The sequence below is a fragment of the Stenotrophomonas sp. 1278 genome (assembly GCF_029892765.1).
GTDB classification, from domain to species: domain Bacteria; phylum Pseudomonadota; class Gammaproteobacteria; order Xanthomonadales; family Xanthomonadaceae; genus Stenotrophomonas; species Stenotrophomonas indicatrix.
Genome location: NZ_JARXWD010000020.1, coordinates 64,750 through 80,148, shown reverse-complemented (window position 1 = coordinate 80,148; position 15,399 = coordinate 64,750). Strand labels below are relative to the sequence as shown.

Annotated in this window: 14 protein-coding genes; 7 read left to right on the top strand and 7 right to left on the bottom strand. The window is 67.8% G+C overall.

Going from position 1 to position 15,399, the window contains the following annotated elements; all coding sequences use genetic code 11:
- Window positions 1–428: 428 nt before the first annotated feature.
- Entirely contained in the window at window positions 429–2,540 is a 2,112-nt protein-coding gene (locus M2299_RS15985; RefSeq protein WP_280884670.1) for a glycosyl hydrolase family 18 protein, read from the top strand.
- A gap of 116 nt (window positions 2,541–2,656) precedes the next feature.
- On the opposite strand, the gene M2299_RS15980 is transcribed toward M2299_RS15985, so the two are convergent.
- Together M2299_RS15980 and xerD are read right to left on the bottom strand one after the other, a co-directional pair.
- The gene (locus M2299_RS15980; RefSeq protein ID WP_280884669.1) at window positions 2,657–3,448 is read right to left on the bottom strand and encodes a thioredoxin fold domain-containing protein; all 792 of its coding nucleotides are present in this window, start codon (window positions 3,446–3,448) and stop codon (window positions 2,657–2,659) included.
- Between the two features lie 88 nt (window positions 3,449–3,536).
- Window positions 3,537–4,514, bottom strand: a complete 978-nt coding sequence (gene xerD, locus M2299_RS15975) for a site-specific tyrosine recombinase XerD (RefSeq protein ID WP_025879354.1) — start codon at window positions 4,512–4,514, stop codon at window positions 3,537–3,539.
- A 56-nt stretch (window positions 4,515–4,570) separates the two neighbouring features.
- On the opposite strand from xerD, the gene M2299_RS15970 reads away from it, so the two are divergent.
- The gene (locus M2299_RS15970) at window positions 4,571–5,059 is read left to right on the top strand and encodes an RDD family protein (RefSeq protein WP_025879355.1); all 489 of its coding nucleotides are present in this window, start codon (window positions 4,571–4,573) and stop codon (window positions 5,057–5,059) included.
- 82 nt (window positions 5,060–5,141) lie between these two features.
- Here the strand turns inward: M2299_RS15970 and lptG are convergent, their stop codons facing one another.
- The gene (gene lptG / locus M2299_RS15965; RefSeq protein ID WP_025879356.1) at window positions 5,142–6,248 is read right to left on the bottom strand and encodes an LPS export ABC transporter permease LptG; all 1,107 of its coding nucleotides are present in this window, start codon (window positions 6,246–6,248) and stop codon (window positions 5,142–5,144) included.
- On the bottom strand, window positions 6,245–7,327 hold the full coding sequence (gene lptF / locus M2299_RS15960) for an LPS export ABC transporter permease LptF (RefSeq protein ID WP_032977254.1): 1,083 nt from the start codon (window positions 7,325–7,327) through the stop codon (window positions 6,245–6,247). Before lptF ends, lptG begins: the two co-directional genes overlap by 4 nt.
- Before the next feature lie 104 nt (window positions 7,328–7,431).
- Between lptF and M2299_RS15955 the strand changes: the two genes are divergently transcribed.
- The 5 genes from M2299_RS15955 to M2299_RS15935 all read left to right on the top strand — a co-directional run bounded on the left by M2299_RS15955 (window position 7,432) and on the right by M2299_RS15935 (window position 13,488).
- Window positions 7,432–8,910 carry a leucyl aminopeptidase gene (locus tag M2299_RS15955; protein WP_280884668.1) on the top strand — a complete coding sequence of 493 codons (1,479 nt, stop codon included), beginning with the start codon at window positions 7,432–7,434 and terminating at the stop codon, window positions 8,908–8,910.
- A gap of 97 nt (window positions 8,911–9,007) precedes the next feature.
- Window positions 9,008–9,433 (top strand): DNA polymerase III subunit chi, encoded by a 426-nt coding sequence (locus M2299_RS15950; protein WP_025879359.1) that lies wholly within the window; start codon window positions 9,008–9,010, stop codon window positions 9,431–9,433.
- Between the two features lie 19 nt (window positions 9,434–9,452).
- Window positions 9,453–9,644, top strand: coding sequence for a YqaE/Pmp3 family membrane protein (locus M2299_RS15945; RefSeq protein WP_025879360.1), 192 nt, complete (start codon window positions 9,453–9,455; stop codon window positions 9,642–9,644).
- Window positions 9,645–9,678: 34 nt separating this feature from the next.
- Window positions 9,679–12,537 carry a valine--tRNA ligase gene (locus M2299_RS15940; protein ID WP_280884667.1) on the top strand — a complete coding sequence of 953 codons (2,859 nt, stop codon included), beginning with the start codon at window positions 9,679–9,681 and terminating at the stop codon, window positions 12,535–12,537.
- Window positions 12,538–12,666: 129 nt separating this feature from the next.
- The gene (locus tag M2299_RS15935) at window positions 12,667–13,488 is read left to right on the top strand and encodes an EamA family transporter (RefSeq protein ID WP_099841877.1); all 822 of its coding nucleotides are present in this window, start codon (window positions 12,667–12,669) and stop codon (window positions 13,486–13,488) included.
- A gap of 58 nt (window positions 13,489–13,546) precedes the next feature.
- On the opposite strand, the gene rimI is transcribed toward M2299_RS15935, so the two are convergent.
- The 3 genes from rimI to pssA are packed head-to-tail and all read right to left on the bottom strand — an operon-like array spanning window position 13,547 to window position 15,329.
- The gene (gene rimI, locus M2299_RS15930; RefSeq protein ID WP_280884666.1) at window positions 13,547–14,044 is read right to left on the bottom strand and encodes a ribosomal protein S18-alanine N-acetyltransferase; all 498 of its coding nucleotides are present in this window, start codon (window positions 14,042–14,044) and stop codon (window positions 13,547–13,549) included.
- The gene (locus tag M2299_RS15925; protein WP_100435779.1) at window positions 14,041–14,553 is read right to left on the bottom strand and encodes a hypothetical protein; all 513 of its coding nucleotides are present in this window, start codon (window positions 14,551–14,553) and stop codon (window positions 14,041–14,043) included. Before M2299_RS15925 ends, rimI begins: the two co-directional genes overlap by 4 nt.
- A complete protein-coding gene (gene pssA, locus M2299_RS15920) occupies window positions 14,550–15,329 on the bottom strand; it encodes a CDP-diacylglycerol--serine O-phosphatidyltransferase (RefSeq protein WP_025879365.1) in 780 nt (259 codons plus the stop codon). The genes M2299_RS15925 and pssA overlap by 4 nt, the downstream gene beginning before the upstream one ends.
- Window positions 15,330–15,399: the final 70 nt, after the last annotated feature.

Genomic DNA, 15,399 nt, shown 5'->3' with positions numbered 1-15,399 from the left:
GCATGCCTCGGGCGGATTGGGCAGGACGCCCAACCCCGGTCTTGCCGTGTGCGCAGGACAGCGCACACGAGCAAGGCGCGCCCGAGCCTACAGGGACGTATTCACGGCGTCCCCTGCGCAACCCACCCGCCCGGCCCACCCCCAGAAATCCGCTGTAAACGACCAACCCCAGCCACGAGGGGGCTCCGCCGATGGCCGCCGACCGCGCGCCAGCGCCGCTCTCCGCCAAATCCCCGAACCATGCACTCGCTCACGGATTGACCACGCAATTGATGACAACGTTGTCCCCACCTGGCGCCGGACTCTCTCCCCGGCCCACCAGGTACCTCCGTCCGCCCCCTCCGTCGCCTTCCCGGGCGACGTCCGGACCCTGCGTTACGTGCGGCGCCGTCTTGGCCCGCGCGCCAACCATCGATCGGAGACACACCATGTACGACCCGCTTGTGCAGAGTGCCGATGTACGCAGTGCCCACCCTTCCCTTCATCGCTGTCGCCCGCGCCGTCTGGCCTGGCTGCTGGCCCTGGCCGGGGCGGTCGCCCTGCCCGGCCTGGCCCAGGCCGCCAGTTGTGCCGGCGTGGCCGAATGGGACCAGGCCAGGATCTACCGCAGTGGCGACACCCTGCAGAAGGGAGGGGTCCTCTACCGGGCGAACCAGGACATATGGAACGCGCCGCCGGACCATCCGGCCGGGGCGCCCTACTACACCAACCTCGGCGCCTGCGACGGCGGCGGGGCCAACCAGCCGCCGGTGGTCAGCCTGACCTCGCCGGCCAACGGCGCCACCTTCAGCGCCGGCAGCACGGTCAACGTGACCGCCAACGCCAGTGATGCGGACGGCAGCGTCAGCAAGGTCGAGTTCTTCCGTGATGGCAGTTCGCTGGGCATCGACACCAGCGCGCCGTACAGCGCCAGCTGGGCCAACGCCAGCGCCGGCAGCCACACCCTGCGCGCGGTCGCCACCGACAACAACAACGCCACCGCCAGCACCGCGACCATCACCATCACCGTCAACGCGGCCAGTGGCGATACCACCGCGCCCAGCGTGCCCGGTGGCTTGGCCGTGGGCACCCGCACCGCCAACAGCATCGCCCTGAGCTGGAGCCCCTCCACCGACAACACCGGTGGCAGCGGCGTGGCCGGCTACGACGTGTACCGCAATGGCAGCCTGGTCGGCTCGCCGTCCAGCGCCAGCTATGTCGATGGCGGCCTGGCTGCATCCACCAGCTACAGCTACCGCGTGCGTGCCCGCGACAACGCCGGCAATGCGTCGGCACAGGGCACGGCAGTGACCGCCAGCACCCTGGCCGGCGACGGTGGCACCACCGGCAAGCGGGTCATCGGTTACTTCACCCAGTGGGGCATCTACGGCCGCAACTACCGGGTCAAGAACATCGACAGCAGCGGTTCGGCCGCGCGCCTGACCCACATCAACTACGCCTTCGGCAACGTGCGCAACAACCGCTGCGAAGTGGGCATCACCCAGGCGTCGGACCCGAACAGCGGTGCCGGTGGCGATGCCTTCGCTGACTACACCAAGGCCTTCGGTGCCGGCGAAAGCGTGAGCGGCAGCGCCGATACCTGGGACCAGCCGCTGCGCGGCAACTGGAACCAGCTCAAGCAGCTCAAGGCCAAGTACCCGGGCATGAAGGTGCTGATCTCGCTGGGTGGCTGGACCTGGTCGCGCGGCTTCTCCAGCGCGGCGCAACCGGCCAACCGCCAGGCCTTTGTCGCCTCGTGCATCGACGCCTACATCAAGGGCAATCTGCCGGTGACCGACGGTGCCGGTGGCCCCGGTGCGGCGCTGGGGGTGTTCGATGGCATCGACATCGACTGGGAATACCCGGTGGCCTGCGGTATCGCCTGCGGCACGCCCGAGGACAACGCCAACTTCACCGCGCTGATGGCCGAATTCCGCCGCCAGCTCGATGCGGTGCGCCCGGGCCTGCTGCTGACGGTGGCGGTCGGCGCCGGCATCGACAAGATCCGCGTCACCGATCCGGCCGCGTACCACCCGTACCTGGACTACATCAACGTGATGACCTACGACTTCCACGGCGCATGGGATGCGAAGACCAATCACCAGTCGGCGCTGTTCGATTCGCCGAATGATCCGTCCACCGGCGACCAGAAGCTGTACAACAGCAACGACGCCATCGAGGCCTTCATCAGCCGTGGTGTTCCCGCCGCCAAGCTCAACCTGGGCATCGGTTACTACGGGCGCGGCTGGACCGGGGTGACCAACGCCAACAACGGCCTGTACCAGAGCGCCACCGGTGCGGCACCGGGTACCTACGAGGCTGGCATCGAAGACTGGAAGGTGCTGAAGAACCTAGCGTGGCCGAGCTACACCGACAACACCGCCGGTGCCACCTGGATCTACAACGGCAGCACGTTGTGGAGCTTCGATACCCCGGCCAACATCACCCGCAAGATGGGCTACGTGAAGACCCAGGGACTGGGCGGTGCGTTCGTCTGGGAGTTCAGCGGCGACGATGCGCAGGGCACGCTGACCAAGGCGGTCAGTGATGGGTTGAAGTAAAAAAAAGCCGGGGGCGCACTGCGTCCCCGGCTTTCTGTCTGATGCATCCGCCGGGCATGGCCCGGCGCTACCCGCCCATCCACGGTAGCGCCGGGCCATGCCCGGCGGCGTTTCAATCAGCGCTTGGCCGACAGCTTCTCCAGCGCAGCACGCAACTGCGCCGGCGGCAGGTAGCCGCCGAGCTGGGTGCCATCGGGCGCGAAGATCGCCGGCGTGCCATTCACCCCCAGTTGCTGGCCCAGGGCGTACTGCATCGCCACCGGGTTGGTGCAGTTCTTCGCTGCCACCGTGCCACCACGCTTGGCATTGGTCAGCGCTTGGCGGCGATCGGCCGCGCACCAGACCGAGATCATGTCGGTGTAATCCTTGCTGCCCAGCCCCATGCGCGGGAAGGCCAGGTATTCGACGGTGATGCCGTTGCGATTGAGCTCGGCGATGTCCTGGTGCAGCTTGCGGCAGTAGCCGCATTCGATGTCGGTGAACACGCTGATGGTGTACTTCGCGTTCGGCGCGGCGAACACGATGCGGTCGCCATGGTTGGCCTTGGCCAGCAGGTCGCGACGGTAGCCCAGCAGGCCTTCGCTGTTGGCCGGGCTCTTGGCGCGGGTGTCGTAGGGCTGCGACTGGAACAGGTAGCGGCCGTCGTCGGAGACGTACAGCAGCTGGCCGGAGACCACCACTTCACGGAAGCCCGGGAAGGGCGCGGCACCGATGTAGTCCACCTGGAAGCCGGGGTTGAGCTCGGTCAGCGCCTTGCGCACGGCCTGCTCGGCCGGAGCATTGGCCGTGGCGGCAGGGCCGGCCTTGGCTGCCGCTGCAGCGGGGGCCTTTGCGGCGAGCGGGGCGGGCTGGGCGCAGGCACTCAGGCTGAGCGCGCCGAACACGGCGGCGATGGCGAATCGGAGCATGGAGCAGTCCGCAGCAGAAAGAAGACCCCGGATTCTGACACAGCCATCCTGAGCGGTCCGCGATGCCGCGCACAGGCCCGGCAGGGGCTCAGCCGCGTGGATGATGGCGGGCGTGCAGTTTCTGCAGGTGTTCGCGTGCGACCAGCGTGTAGATCTGCGTGGTGGACAGCGAGCTGTGGCCCAGCAGCATCTGCAGCGCGCGCAGGTCGGCGCCACGGTTCAGCAGGTGGGTGGCGAAACTGTGCCGCAGGCCATGCGGACTGATCCGCGCCGGGTCGATACCGGCCACCGCCGCGTAGCGCTTGACCAGGTGCCAGAACGCCTGGCGGGTCAAGCCATGCAGCGCCGGTTCGATGAACAAGGGCGTCTGCCCGTCGGCCAGCGCCTGCACCTTGCCCTTCCCCACCAGCTGCGGTCGCGACTGCTGCAGGTAGCGTTCCAGCCAGTACTGCGACTCCTCGCCCAGCGGCACCAGGCGTTCCTTGCTGCCCTTGCCGGTCACCCGCAGCACACCCTGGCGCAGGTTCACCGCGGTGGCGGGCAACAGCACCAGCTCGCTCACCCGCAGCCCGGCGGCATACATCAGCTCCAGCATGGCGCGGTCGCGCAGGCCGAGCGGACTGTCGATATCCGGTGCCGCCAGCAGCGCGTCGATCTGGCTCTCTGCCAGTGCCTTGGGCAGCAGCCGTGGCAGCTTCGGCGGGTCCAGCAGTGCGCTGGGATCCTCGCTGCGTTCGCCACGCCGCACGGCATCGGCAAAGAACGCGCGCAGCGCCGACAGCAACCGCGCATTGCTGCGCGGTGACCAGTTGTGGCGGGTGCGCCAGGCCAGGTAATCGAACAGACCGGCACGTTCAATACCGGCCAGACCACCGTCGCGCCCGTCACACCAGCGCGCCAGGCCTTCAAGGTCGCGGCGATAGCTGTCCAGGGTGGCGCGGGCCAGACCGTGCTCGGCCCAGATCGCATCGAGGAAGCGCTGGATGCGCTGGCTGTCCTCGCCGCGCAGCTCGGGTAATTGCTGGACCAGCTGACGACGTTCGGCGGGGGTGGAAGTGACGGCCATGCACGCAGGATACGAGGCCAACTGCGGGCACGGCCAGCATTGCGTATGCTCGGCACATGTCGAGCCCCGCCACCGATGCGGCCCACGTCGCCGCTGATACGCCCCGCCCGCGCGCGCTGCTGCTGTGGCGCCTGCTGGCGATGATCTATGACGCGCTGCCGGTGCTGGCCTTGTGGATGCTGGCCGGCACGGCCTTCACCCTGGCCTATACGTTCAGCGGCCATGCGCAGCGCGACAACATCGCGCCTTTCAGTGCCTGGCAATGGCTGTTGTGGGCGGTGTGCTGGGCCATGACCGGGTGGTATGCCACCGCCAGCTGGCGGCGCGGTGGGCAGACGCTGGGCATGCGCCCGTGGCGCTTGAAGCTGGAATCACGCGATGGCACGCCGTTGCGACGCGGCCAGCTGTGGCTGCGCTTCGCGGTGGCCACGCTGTCGTTGCTGCTGGGCGGATTGGGCTTCTGGTGGGCCTTGGTGGATCGCCAGCGGCTGACCTGGCACGACCGCGCGAGTGCCACGCAGCTGCTGCGGATGCCGAAGCGCTGACCTGTCCTGGCAGCGCCGGGCCATGCCCGGCGGACGCGGGATATCGCACACCTTCGCCGGGCATGGCCCGGCGCTACCGGAATCAGCCCGATTTGCGCCGGAACAACAACCCGGACACCGCCAGCATCACGATCGGCGGCAGCGCATAGGCAATGCGGTAGTCGAACTTGAGCGCACCGGCCATGCGGCCGAAGAACAGCTGCAGCAGCCAGAACGCCAGCGCGAACAGGATGCCCAGGAACAAGCGCTTGCCCATGCCGCCACTGCGCAGCGAACCGAACGCGAACGGCACCGCCGCCAGGCACAGCGCCAGCACATTCAACGGATAGAACCAGCGGCTCCAGTACACATCCTCGTAGTCGCGTGCATCCAGCCCGTTGCGCTCGCGGTAGGCGATGCTGGTGCTCAGCTCGGACACGCTGAGGTTGCGCGGCTTGGCGATGCCGGTGGCCAGGGCGCCGGCATCCAGCTTGGAATTCCACGGCTCACGGGCCGCTTCCTGGCGCGTTGCGGAGCGCTCGCCGAAGGTGTCACGGCGCACGCCGGTCAACACCCAGCCATCCTTGTCATGCTCGGCGGTGGCCGCATGGGTCAGCGTACCGATCCGACCCTCTTCGTCGATCTTGTACAGGCGCACGTCACGCAGAATCAGCCGGGTGCCCTTGTCGCCGACCAGCTGTTCCTCGCCACTCTGTGCATTGAGGAACGTGTCACCTTCGCGCGCCCACAGGCCGGAGTAACGCGCCACCGCCATGTCGGTGCCCCACTTGGCACTCATCTTCAGCGAATCGGCGCGGTTCTGGCCCCACGGCCCCAGGGTCTCGGCGCTGATCACCATCAGCCCGGTCAGCAGCGACAGGGCGATCGCTACCGACACGCTCAGGCGCTTGCGCGACAGGCCCAGCGCGCGCAGCGCCGTCAGCTCCGAGGTCGCGGCCAGCTGGCCCAGGCCCATCAGCGCGCCGATCACCGCCGCGGTCGGGAACATCGTGTAGGCCCGGCGCGGCACGGTGTACAGCACCCACGCGGCCGCATGGCCCAACGAATAGCCGTTCTTGCCGATGTCCTTGAACTCGCCGGAGAAGGCCATCAGCACGTCCAGGCCCACCAGCACCGCCCAGGTCAGCAGCACGGTACCCAGCACTGCCCGGCCCAGGTACAGATCGAAACGCATCGGTCGCAGCATCATGCGCGGGCTCCCTTCGGGCGGGCCATGCGGCCGTCACGCGCGTACATCCAGATCGCCAGTGCCAGCAGCGGCAGGGTCAGCCACCACAGGCCAAGCGCCGGCGGAATCTGGCCGTTGGCGATCCAGCCACTGCCGATGAACATCAGGTTGGTACCGACCATGTAGGCCATCAGGGCCAGCATCATCCGCCCATAGCGCTGCTGGCGCGGCGAACTGCGTCCCAGCGGCACGGTCAGCAGGGCAAAGGCCAGTGCGATCAGCGGCGGCGCCAGGCGACGGTGCAGCTGTGCCTGGGCCTCGGGGCGCTTGTCACCGAACAACGCGGTGGTCGGCATCAGTTCGGGGTCATCACTCTTGCGGGCCTCACTGCCGTCGGGCAGCGCCACGTCGTTGCGGGCGAAGGTCGCCAGGCGGTAGTCCAATGCGCCGGCCGCCGGCCCTTCCAGCTGGTGGCCATCATCCAGTTCGAGGAAACGCTGGCGGGCGCCTTCGAAGTACATGCGGCCGCTGGCGGCGGACACCACTTCAAGGCGATCCTCCTTCTGCCGCTGCAGGAACACCCGGCCCAGCTGGCTGCCATCGGGCGAGATCGAGGCGACATAGACCACCCCGCCATTGGGCAGCGGGGTGAACCGGCCCGGCTCCAGGCCGGCCATCAGCACGCTGCGGTTGGCGTCCTGCACCATCTGTTCGGCGGTGCGCCCGGCCCAGGGGCCGAGCCACAGCGAACAGGCACCGACCACCGCGATCACCGGCAGCACCAGCATCAGCAGGGGCTTGAGCAGGCGCCGGGGGCCGACACCGATGGCGGTGATGACCGCCATTTCCGAGTCGCGGTAGAGGCGGGCAATGGCCAGCAGCAGGCCCAGCATCAGTGCCAGCGGCAGGATCAGCGGCATGTAGACGATGAACTGCAGGCCCAGCTGCGAGAACAGCAGCTTGGCCGGCAGCCGCCCGTCGGCGATGTTGCCGAGGATGTCCACCAGCACGCCGCCCACGCTGACCACCAGCAGGACGATCAGGGTAGCCAGGAAACTCTGGACGAAATCGCCCAATAGATAGCGGTCGAGCTTCAACATGGGGCGGTGGTTTAAACTCTCAGGTTCGTTCGCGGTGCCGCCCAGTCTAGCGTCTGGGCGTAAACGGTCCGCGATTGTACGGACTTGCCAATGGAATCTGCTCAATGGCTCTCGAATTCACCCTGAACCACCTCGCTGCGGCTTCGGCCGCCGTTGACTGCATCGTCGTCGGCGCCTATGCCGACCATACCCTGACTGCGTCCGCGCAGGCACTGGATGCTGCAAGCGGTGGCCGCCTGGCCGCCCTGGCCCAGCGCGGCGACCTGTCCGGCAAGACCGGCGCCACCACCCTGCTGCACGACCTGCCGGGCGTGACCGCCCCGCGCGTGCTGGTGGTCGGCCTCGGCGATGCCGCCCGCTTCGGCGTGCCGCAGTACCTGAAGGCGGTCGGCGATGCCGTGCGCGCGCTGAAGGCCGGCGCTGCCCGCAGCGTACTGTTCACCCTGTCCGAAGTGGCAGTGAAGGACCGCGACGCGGCCTGGGCGATCCGCCAGGCGGTGATCGCCGCCGACCACGCGGCCTACCGCTACACCGCCACCCTGGGCAAGAAGAAGGCCGACGATGCCGGCCTGGCCCAGCTGGCCATCGCCGGTGATGACGCGCAGGCCCTGGCCCAGGGCCAGGCCATCGCCGCCGGTGTCGAGTTCGCCCGCGAGCTGGGCAACCTGCCGCCGAACTACTGCACCCCGGCCTATCTGGCTGAAGTGGGCGTGAAATTCGCCGGCGAGCATGACGGTGCCGAAGCCGAGATCCTCGACGAGACCCAGATGGAAGCGCTGGGCATGGGCTCGCTGCTGGCCGTGGCCCGTGGCTCGGCCAACCGCCCGCGCCTGGTCGTGCTGAAGTGGAGCAATGGCGGCGACGCCAAGCCCTACGTGCTGGTCGGCAAGGGCATCACCTTCGATACCGGTGGCGTCAACCTGAAGACCCAGGGCGGCATCGAAGAGATGAAGTACGACATGTGCGGTGGCGCCAACGTCATCGGCACCTTCGTCGCCGCGGTCAAGGCCAAGCTGCCGTTGAATCTTGTGGTGGTGGTCCCGGCGGTGGAAAACGCCATCGACGGCAATGCCTACCGTCCGTCCGACGTCATCACCTCGATGTCGGGCAAGACCATCGAAGTGGGCAACACCGACGCCGAAGGCCGCCTGATCCTGTGCGACGCACTGACCTACGCGCAGCGCTTCGAGCCGCAGGCGCTGGTCGATGTGGCCACCCTGACCGGTGCCTGCATGGTCGCCCTCGGCCACCAGACCGCAGGCCTGATGAGCAAGCACGACGACCTGGCCAACGAGCTGCTGGCTGCTGGCGAGCAGGTCTTCGACCGCGCCTGGCGCCTGCCGCTGTGGGACGAGTACCAGCCGATGCTGGATTCCAGCTTCGCCGACGTCTACAACATCGGCGGCCGCTGGGCCGGTGCCATCACCGCCGGCTGCTTCCTGTCGCGCTTCGCCGAAGGCCAGCGCTGGGCCCATCTGGACATCGCCGGCGTGGCCAGCGATGAAGGCAAGCGTGGCATGGCCACCGGCCGTCCGGTCGGCCTGCTGAGCCAGTGGTTGCTGGACCAGGTCGCCCGCGCCTGACGCTGTACCTGACCCTGGCCGGCAACCGCCGGCCGGGGCCTCGCCGGTCCAGCCGCCACCCGGCATGGACCGGCACCTGCCTCACCTGGATGCCGCCATGCCCCGCGCCGACTTCTACCTGATCGCCAAGCCCCGTTTCCTGACCGAGCCGTTGCGCCTGGTCTGCGAGCTGGCGCGCAAGGCCAACGACGCCGGGTTGTTCACCCTGGTCCTCGCCCGCGACCAGGCCCAGGCCGAAGAACTTGACGAACTTCTCTGGTCATTCGACGACGATGCCTACATTCCGCACCAGATCGTGGGTGAGGACGTGGACGAGGAAGAAGCCCTGGTGCTGATCGCCCCGCCCGGCGGCGAGGCCCCCGTGCGGCCGCTGGTGATCAACCTGCGCGACGAACCCTGGCTGGGCCAGTGCGAGCGCGTGCTGGAAGTGGTCCCGGCCGATCCGGAAGCGCGCGAACCACTGCGCGAGCGCTGGCGCCAGTACAAGACCGCCGGCTACGACCTGAACAAGCACGACATGTAAGCCCTGCGAGGACCCCTTGATGCGCCTGCTGATCGCCCTGATTCTTCCCTGGCTGTCCTTTTTCACCATCGGCCGGCCGTTTGCCGGCATCGTCTGCCTGATCCTGCAGATCACCCTGATCGGCTGGCTGCCCGCCGCGATCTGGGCTGCCTATTCGGTCAGCCAATACCACACCGACCAGAAGATCCGGCGCACCCTCGGGTCGCGCTGATCTCCCTTCCCGCCTTGATGACTGGTTCCCCCGCATGACCCAACTCGCCTCCAGCTACGACCCGAAGTCCTTCGAGACCGACCTCTACGAGGCCTGGGAGAAGGCCGGCCATTTCAAGCCGTCCGGCAAGGGCGAGCCGTACACCATCCTGCTGCCGCCGCCGAACGTGACCGGCACCCTGCACATGGGCCATGCCTTCCAGCAGACCCTGATGGATGCGCTGGTGCGCTACCACCGCATGCGCGGCTACGACACGCTGTGGCAGGTCGGTACCGACCACGCCGGCATCGCCACCGAGATGGTGGTCAGCCGCAACCTTGCGCTGGAAGGCAATGGCGAGACCCGCGATTCGCTGGGCCGCGAGGGCTTCATCGGCAAGGTGTGGGAATGGAAGCAGCAGTCCGGTGACATCATCGAGCGGCAGATGCGCCGCCTGGGCACCTCGGCCGACTGGTCGCGCAGCACCTTCACCATGGACCCGCAGCCGTCCGAAGCGGTGATCGAAGCCTTCGTGCGCTGGCACGAGCAGGGCCTGATCTACCGTGGCCAGCGCCTGGTCAACTGGGATCCGGTGCTGAAGACGGCGATCTCGGACCTGGAAGTGGAGAGCGCCGAGGAAGATGGCTTCCTGTGGTCGATCGCCTACCAGCTGGATGAAGGCCTGAGCTACGAGCACGTCGAGCGCGATGCCGACGGCGTCGAGACCCTGCGCGAAACCCGCGATTACCTGGTGGTCGCCACCACCCGCCCGGAAACCCTGCTGGGCGACACTGCGGTGATGGTGCATCCGGAAGACGAGCGTTACCTGCACCTGATCGGCAAGAGCGTGGTGCTGCCGCTGACCGGCCGCCGCGTGCCGGTGATCGCTGATGACTACGTGGACCGTGCGTTCGGTACCGGCGTGGTCAAGGTCACCCCGGCGCATGACTTCAACGATTACCAGGTGGGCGTGCGCCACAGCCTGCCGATGATCAACCTGTTCACGCCGGTGGCCGCGATCAACGACAACGCGCCGGAACGTTTCCAGGGGCTGGACCGTTACGACGCGCGCAAGGCCGTGCTGGCTGAACTGGAAGACCTGGGCATCCTGGTCGAGACCAAGGCACACAAGCTGCAGGTGCCGCGCGGCGACCGTACCGGCCAGGTGATCGAGCCGTACCTGACCGACCAGTGGTTCGTGAAGATGGACGAACTGGCCAAGCGTGGCCTGGAGCTGGTCGAAGGTACCGATGGAAAGCCGGGCAGCATCTCCTTCGTGCCGCCGAACTGGATCAACACCTACCGCCACTGGATGACCAACATCCAGGATTGGTGCATCAGCCGCCAGCTGTGGTGGGGCCACCGCATTCCCGCATGGTTCGATGCCGCCACCGGCAGCTGCTACGTCGGCCGCAGCGAAGACGAGGTGCGGGCGAAAAACAATCTCGGCAGCGACGTCGTGCTGAGCCAGGAAAGCGACGTGCTGGAGACCTGGTTCTCCTCGCAGCTGTGGCCGTTCTCCACCCTGGGCTGGCCGAACGAGCAGGCGATGGCCGAGCGCGGTTTCGACCGCTACCTGCCGTCGTCGGTGCTGATCACCGGCTTCGACATCATCTTCTTCTGGGTGGCGCGCATGATCATGGCCACCGACAACCTGACCGGGAAGATCCCGTTCAAGGACGTCTACTTCACCGGCCTGATCCGCGACGGCCAGGGCCAGAAGATGTCCAAGAGCAAGGGCAACGTGCTCGACCCGCTGGACATCATCGACGGCATCACCATCGATGACCTGGTGGCCAAGCGCACCGGCGGGCTGATGCAGCCGCGCATGGTCGAGAAGATCGAGAAGGCCACGCGCAAGGAGTTCCCGGACGGCATCGCCGCCCATGGTGCCGATGCGCTGCGTTTCACCATCGCCGCGCTGGCCACCCATGGCCGCGACATCAAGTTCGACATGAACCGCGCCGAGGGCTACAAGAATTTCTGCAACAAGCTGTGGAATGCCAGCCGCTTCACCCTGATGAACACCGAAGGTGCAGCGTTCACCGGTGCGCCGACGCCGCGGACCGATGCCGAGCGCTGGATCCTCTCTCGCCTGGCCGCCACCACCGCCGAGGCGCAGGGCCATTTCGCCGCCTATCGCTTCGACCTGCTGGCGCAGTGCCTGTACGAGTTCGCCTGGAATGAGTTCTGCGACTGGTTCCTGGAGCTGAGCAAGCCGGCATTGAACGGCGCCGATGCCGCCGACGCCGACAGCACCCGCCACACCCTGTTGTACGTGCTGGAAGCGCTGCTGCGCCTGCTGCACCCGCTGACGCCGTTCATCACCGAACAGCTGTGGCAGCAGCTGGCACCGCGCCTGGGCCTGGCCGAAACCACGCTGTCGCTGCGGCCGTACCCGACCGCAGCCGAATTCGAGGGCGATTTCACCCAGGCCGAGGCCGACGTGGAATGGTTGAAGGCGGTGATCAGTGCGGTGCGCCGCGTGCGCAGCGAGCTGAACGTCGCCCCGTCCAGGCTGGTGCCGCTGCGCCTGCTGGCCGGCCAGGAACATGCCGGGCAGAGCCAGGACCGCGAGCGCATCGAGCGCTTCAGCGCTTCGCTGTCGTTCCTCCTGAAGCTGGACAGCATCCAGTGGCTGGCCGACGCACAGAGTGCGCCGCCGGCCGCCGCCGCGATCGTCGGTGAGCTGAAGCTGCTGGTGCCGCTGGAAGGCCTGGTTGATCTCGATGCCGAGCGCGCGCGCCTGGACAAGGAGATCAAGCGCGTGGAAGGCGAACAGGAGAAGAGCGAGACCAAGCTGGCCAAGTTCTCCGACAAGGTTCCGCCAGCGGTGATCGAGCAGGAACGCGTGCGCCTGGTCGACTGGAACAACCAGCTGGCCGGCCTGCGCGAACAGCGCGCGAAGCTGTAACGCCTCCCGGGTGGGTGCGGACCTTGGTCCGCACCGCTGTGATGTGCCAACCCAGGTTGGCACCTGCCATGCAAAACGAGGTGCCGACCAAGGTCGGCACCCACCCCTGTCTTTTGGCATCATCGCTTGATGCCGCTTTCCATCTTCCTGCTGGTCCTCGCCGCCGCCGCACTGCACGCCAGCTGGAACGCGATCGTCAAACGCGGGCCGGACAAGTTCCTCGGCACGGTGCTGGTCACCGGCAGCGCTGCGCTGTTGTCTGCGCTCGTCTTGCCGTGGCTACCCTTCCCCGCCGCGGAAAGCTGGCCGTGGCTGGGCGCTTCGGTGCTGCTGCAGGTGACGTATTACGCGTTGGTCGCACGCTGCTACCAACAGGTCGACATGAGCCTGGCGTATCCGATGATGCGCGGCTGCGCGCCCATCCTCGTTGCGCTGGCCGGCGCCGTGCTCGGCGAACGCCTGCCGCCGTCGGCCTGGCTCGGTGTCCTCCTGGTGAGCGGCGGCATCCTGTGCATGGCCCGCGGCGCACGTGGCGGCCAGCTGCGCCTGCCGTTGTTGACGGCGGCGATGATCGCCACCTACACCCTGGTCGATGCGCAGGGCGCGCGACTGTCCGGCAATGCGCTGAGCTACACGTTGTGGCTGTTCCTGCTGTCGGGCATTCCGTTGCCGTTGTGGGCGCTGCATCGGCAGCGCGGCAAGCTGCTGGCGTATGCGCGCCGGCACTGGCCGCTGGGCGTGGCAGGCGGCATCGGTACCACCGCCTCGTATGCGATGGCGCTGTGGGCGATGACCCAGGTGCCGGTGGCAATGGTATCGGCGCTGCGCGAATCGTCGATCCTGTTCGCGCTGCTGATCTCGGTGTTCCTGCTGCGCGAGCGGGTACCGCGTGCACGCTGGGTGGCGGCCGCGCTGATCGTCGGCGGTGTGCTGGCACTGCGGCTGGCGTAAACAACGCATCGGTAGCGCCGGGCCATGCCCGGCGAGCGCAGCGGCCACGCGACGCCCATTACAGCGGCGGCATTGTCTCCAGCTCGCCGTCCACCAGCTCGATCGCCATCACCAGCGCATCTTCGCGCCCCTGCGCAGCAGGGTAGTAGCGAGGGCGCCGGCCGATCTCGTTGAAGCCTTCGCTGTGATACAGCGCCAGGGCAGGGGTGTTGGACGGACGCACTTCCAGAAACACCCGCTGCGCGCCTCGATCACCGGCCAGGCGGACCAGCGCACGCAGCAACTGTCGGCCGAGCCCACGCGACTGCACCAGCGGATCGATGCAGATGTTCAGCACATGGGCTTCATCGGCAGCGAGGCTGAGCACGCCATAGCCGATCAACAGGCCATCGCGCTCCATGGCCAGGCCGGGGTAACCGGCACGCAGGCAATCCAGGAAAATGCCGCGGGTCCAGGGATAGGGATAGCCCCGCACTTCGATGGCCATCACCGCGTTGAGATCGCTCTCGCGCAGCGCACGCAGCGCCACCGACCCGGGCTGGCTGACCGCACTCATGCGGTTCCGCCCTTGCGCAGCGCGCGCAGTTGCGGCCACAACGCGCGCTTGGCTGCGGGGTCGCGACGCAGTTGCTCCAGCGGCCAGCTGTCCATCAGCGTCTGTGTGGCCGGATCGTTCGGATTGCAGCCCGAGGCCCGCAACAGCGCGATCTGCAGGCGGTCAGGCAGGCGCACCAGCGGCTGGCGCGCGTTGCCGGTGGGCAGCGGACGGGCCGCAGCCGGGACGGTATCCGGCGCCGCTACCGGCACGGCAGTGCGTGGTGGCGCGCGCTCGAGCCGAGGCTCCGGCGCCGCGCCGCGCTGGCTGGGTGCGTGCTGCATCGAAGGTGGAGCCGAGCGCGCCGCCTCGACCGGCACGGGCGCCGATGCCGTGGCTTCAGCCACGCTCAGCTGCAGTGCCGCGTCCATTTCGGCGGCCAACTGGCCGTCGTGATAGACGGTGTAGCCCATGGCCTGCAGCCAGGCCTGCTGGGCCGGGGACCACAACACGGGCAGGTCCTGGCTCACGCCGCCTCGGGCTTCTTGCGCAGGCGCTGCACGCCCCACATCACCGGGCCTGACAGGGCGTACAGGATGCCGACGACGAACAGCACGCGGGGCAGGTCGATCACCGCGATGGCGATGGCGATAGGCACCAGTGCCAGCACCAGGAACGGGACACGGTCCGAGCGCGCGCCCTGCTTGGCCGCGCCGCCCTTGAAGCTCCAGAAGCGGATGCGGCTGACCATCAACAGTGCGGCGACCAGGGTCACCGCCAACGCCACGAAGCGCAGCTCGTTGCCGTTCCAGCCCAGCGTGCCATCGGCGAAGGCCCAGACGAAGGACATCATCAGGCCGGCGGCAGCCGGGCTGGCCAGGCCAACGAACCAGCGCTTGTCGACAACGGCCACTTGGGTATTGAAGCGCGCCAGGCGCAGCGCCGCGCAGGCGGCGTACAGGAACGCCACCGCCCAGCCCAGGCGACCGACCAGCTCACCGTCGTATTTCAGTTCCGACAGGGACCAGTGATACATCACCAGGGCCGGTGCCATGCCGAAGCTGACCAGATCGGCCAGCGAGTCGTACTGCACGCCGAACTCGCTGCTGGTGCCGGTCAGGCGCGCGACACGGCCATCGAGGCCATCCATCACCGCCGCCACGAACACGGCGATGCTGGCGTTGACGAAATCCCCGTTGGCCGCAGCGATGATGGCGTAGAAACCAGAGAACAGCCCAGCCGTGGTGAACAGGTTGGGCAGCAGGTAAATCGTGCGCGAGCGCGGCGGCGGTGTGATCGGGTCCATGGAATCCAGTTTAATCGACTTGCCAGCGCTCGGCGCCAATGCTGCAATCGGCGTTCTACGCCCATTCTGC

Coding starts and splice junctions, on each gene's coding strand:
- M2299_RS15950 (WP_025879359.1), top strand. CDS start 9,008: ATGCCCCGCGCCGACTTCTACCTGATCGCCAAGCCCCGTTTCCTGACC.
- M2299_RS15980 (WP_280884669.1), bottom strand. CDS start 3,448: ATGCTCCGATTCGCCATCGCCGCCGTGTTCGGCGCGCTCAGCCTGAGT.
- lptF (WP_032977254.1), bottom strand. CDS start 7,327: ATGTTGAAGCTCGACCGCTATCTATTGGGCGATTTCGTCCAGAGTTTC.
- M2299_RS15970 (WP_025879355.1), top strand. CDS start 4,571: ATGTCGAGCCCCGCCACCGATGCGGCCCACGTCGCCGCTGATACGCCC.
- M2299_RS15955 (WP_280884668.1), top strand. CDS start 7,432: ATGGCTCTCGAATTCACCCTGAACCACCTCGCTGCGGCTTCGGCCGCC.
- M2299_RS15940 (WP_280884667.1), top strand. CDS start 9,679: ATGACCCAACTCGCCTCCAGCTACGACCCGAAGTCCTTCGAGACCGAC.
- M2299_RS15985 (WP_280884670.1), top strand. CDS start 429: ATGTACGACCCGCTTGTGCAGAGTGCCGATGTACGCAGTGCCCACCCT.
- rimI (WP_280884666.1), bottom strand. CDS start 14,044: ATGAGTGCGGTCAGCCAGCCCGGGTCGGTGGCGCTGCGTGCGCTGCGC.
- pssA (WP_025879365.1), bottom strand. CDS start 15,329: ATGGACCCGATCACACCGCCGCCGCGCTCGCGCACGATTTACCTGCTG.
- M2299_RS15945 (WP_025879360.1), top strand. CDS start 9,453: ATGCGCCTGCTGATCGCCCTGATTCTTCCCTGGCTGTCCTTTTTCACC.
- lptG (WP_025879356.1), bottom strand. CDS start 6,248: ATGATGCTGCGACCGATGCGTTTCGATCTGTACCTGGGCCGGGCAGTG.
- xerD (WP_025879354.1), bottom strand. CDS start 4,514: ATGGCCGTCACTTCCACCCCCGCCGAACGTCGTCAGCTGGTCCAGCAA.
- M2299_RS15935 (WP_099841877.1), top strand. CDS start 12,667: ATGCCGCTTTCCATCTTCCTGCTGGTCCTCGCCGCCGCCGCACTGCAC.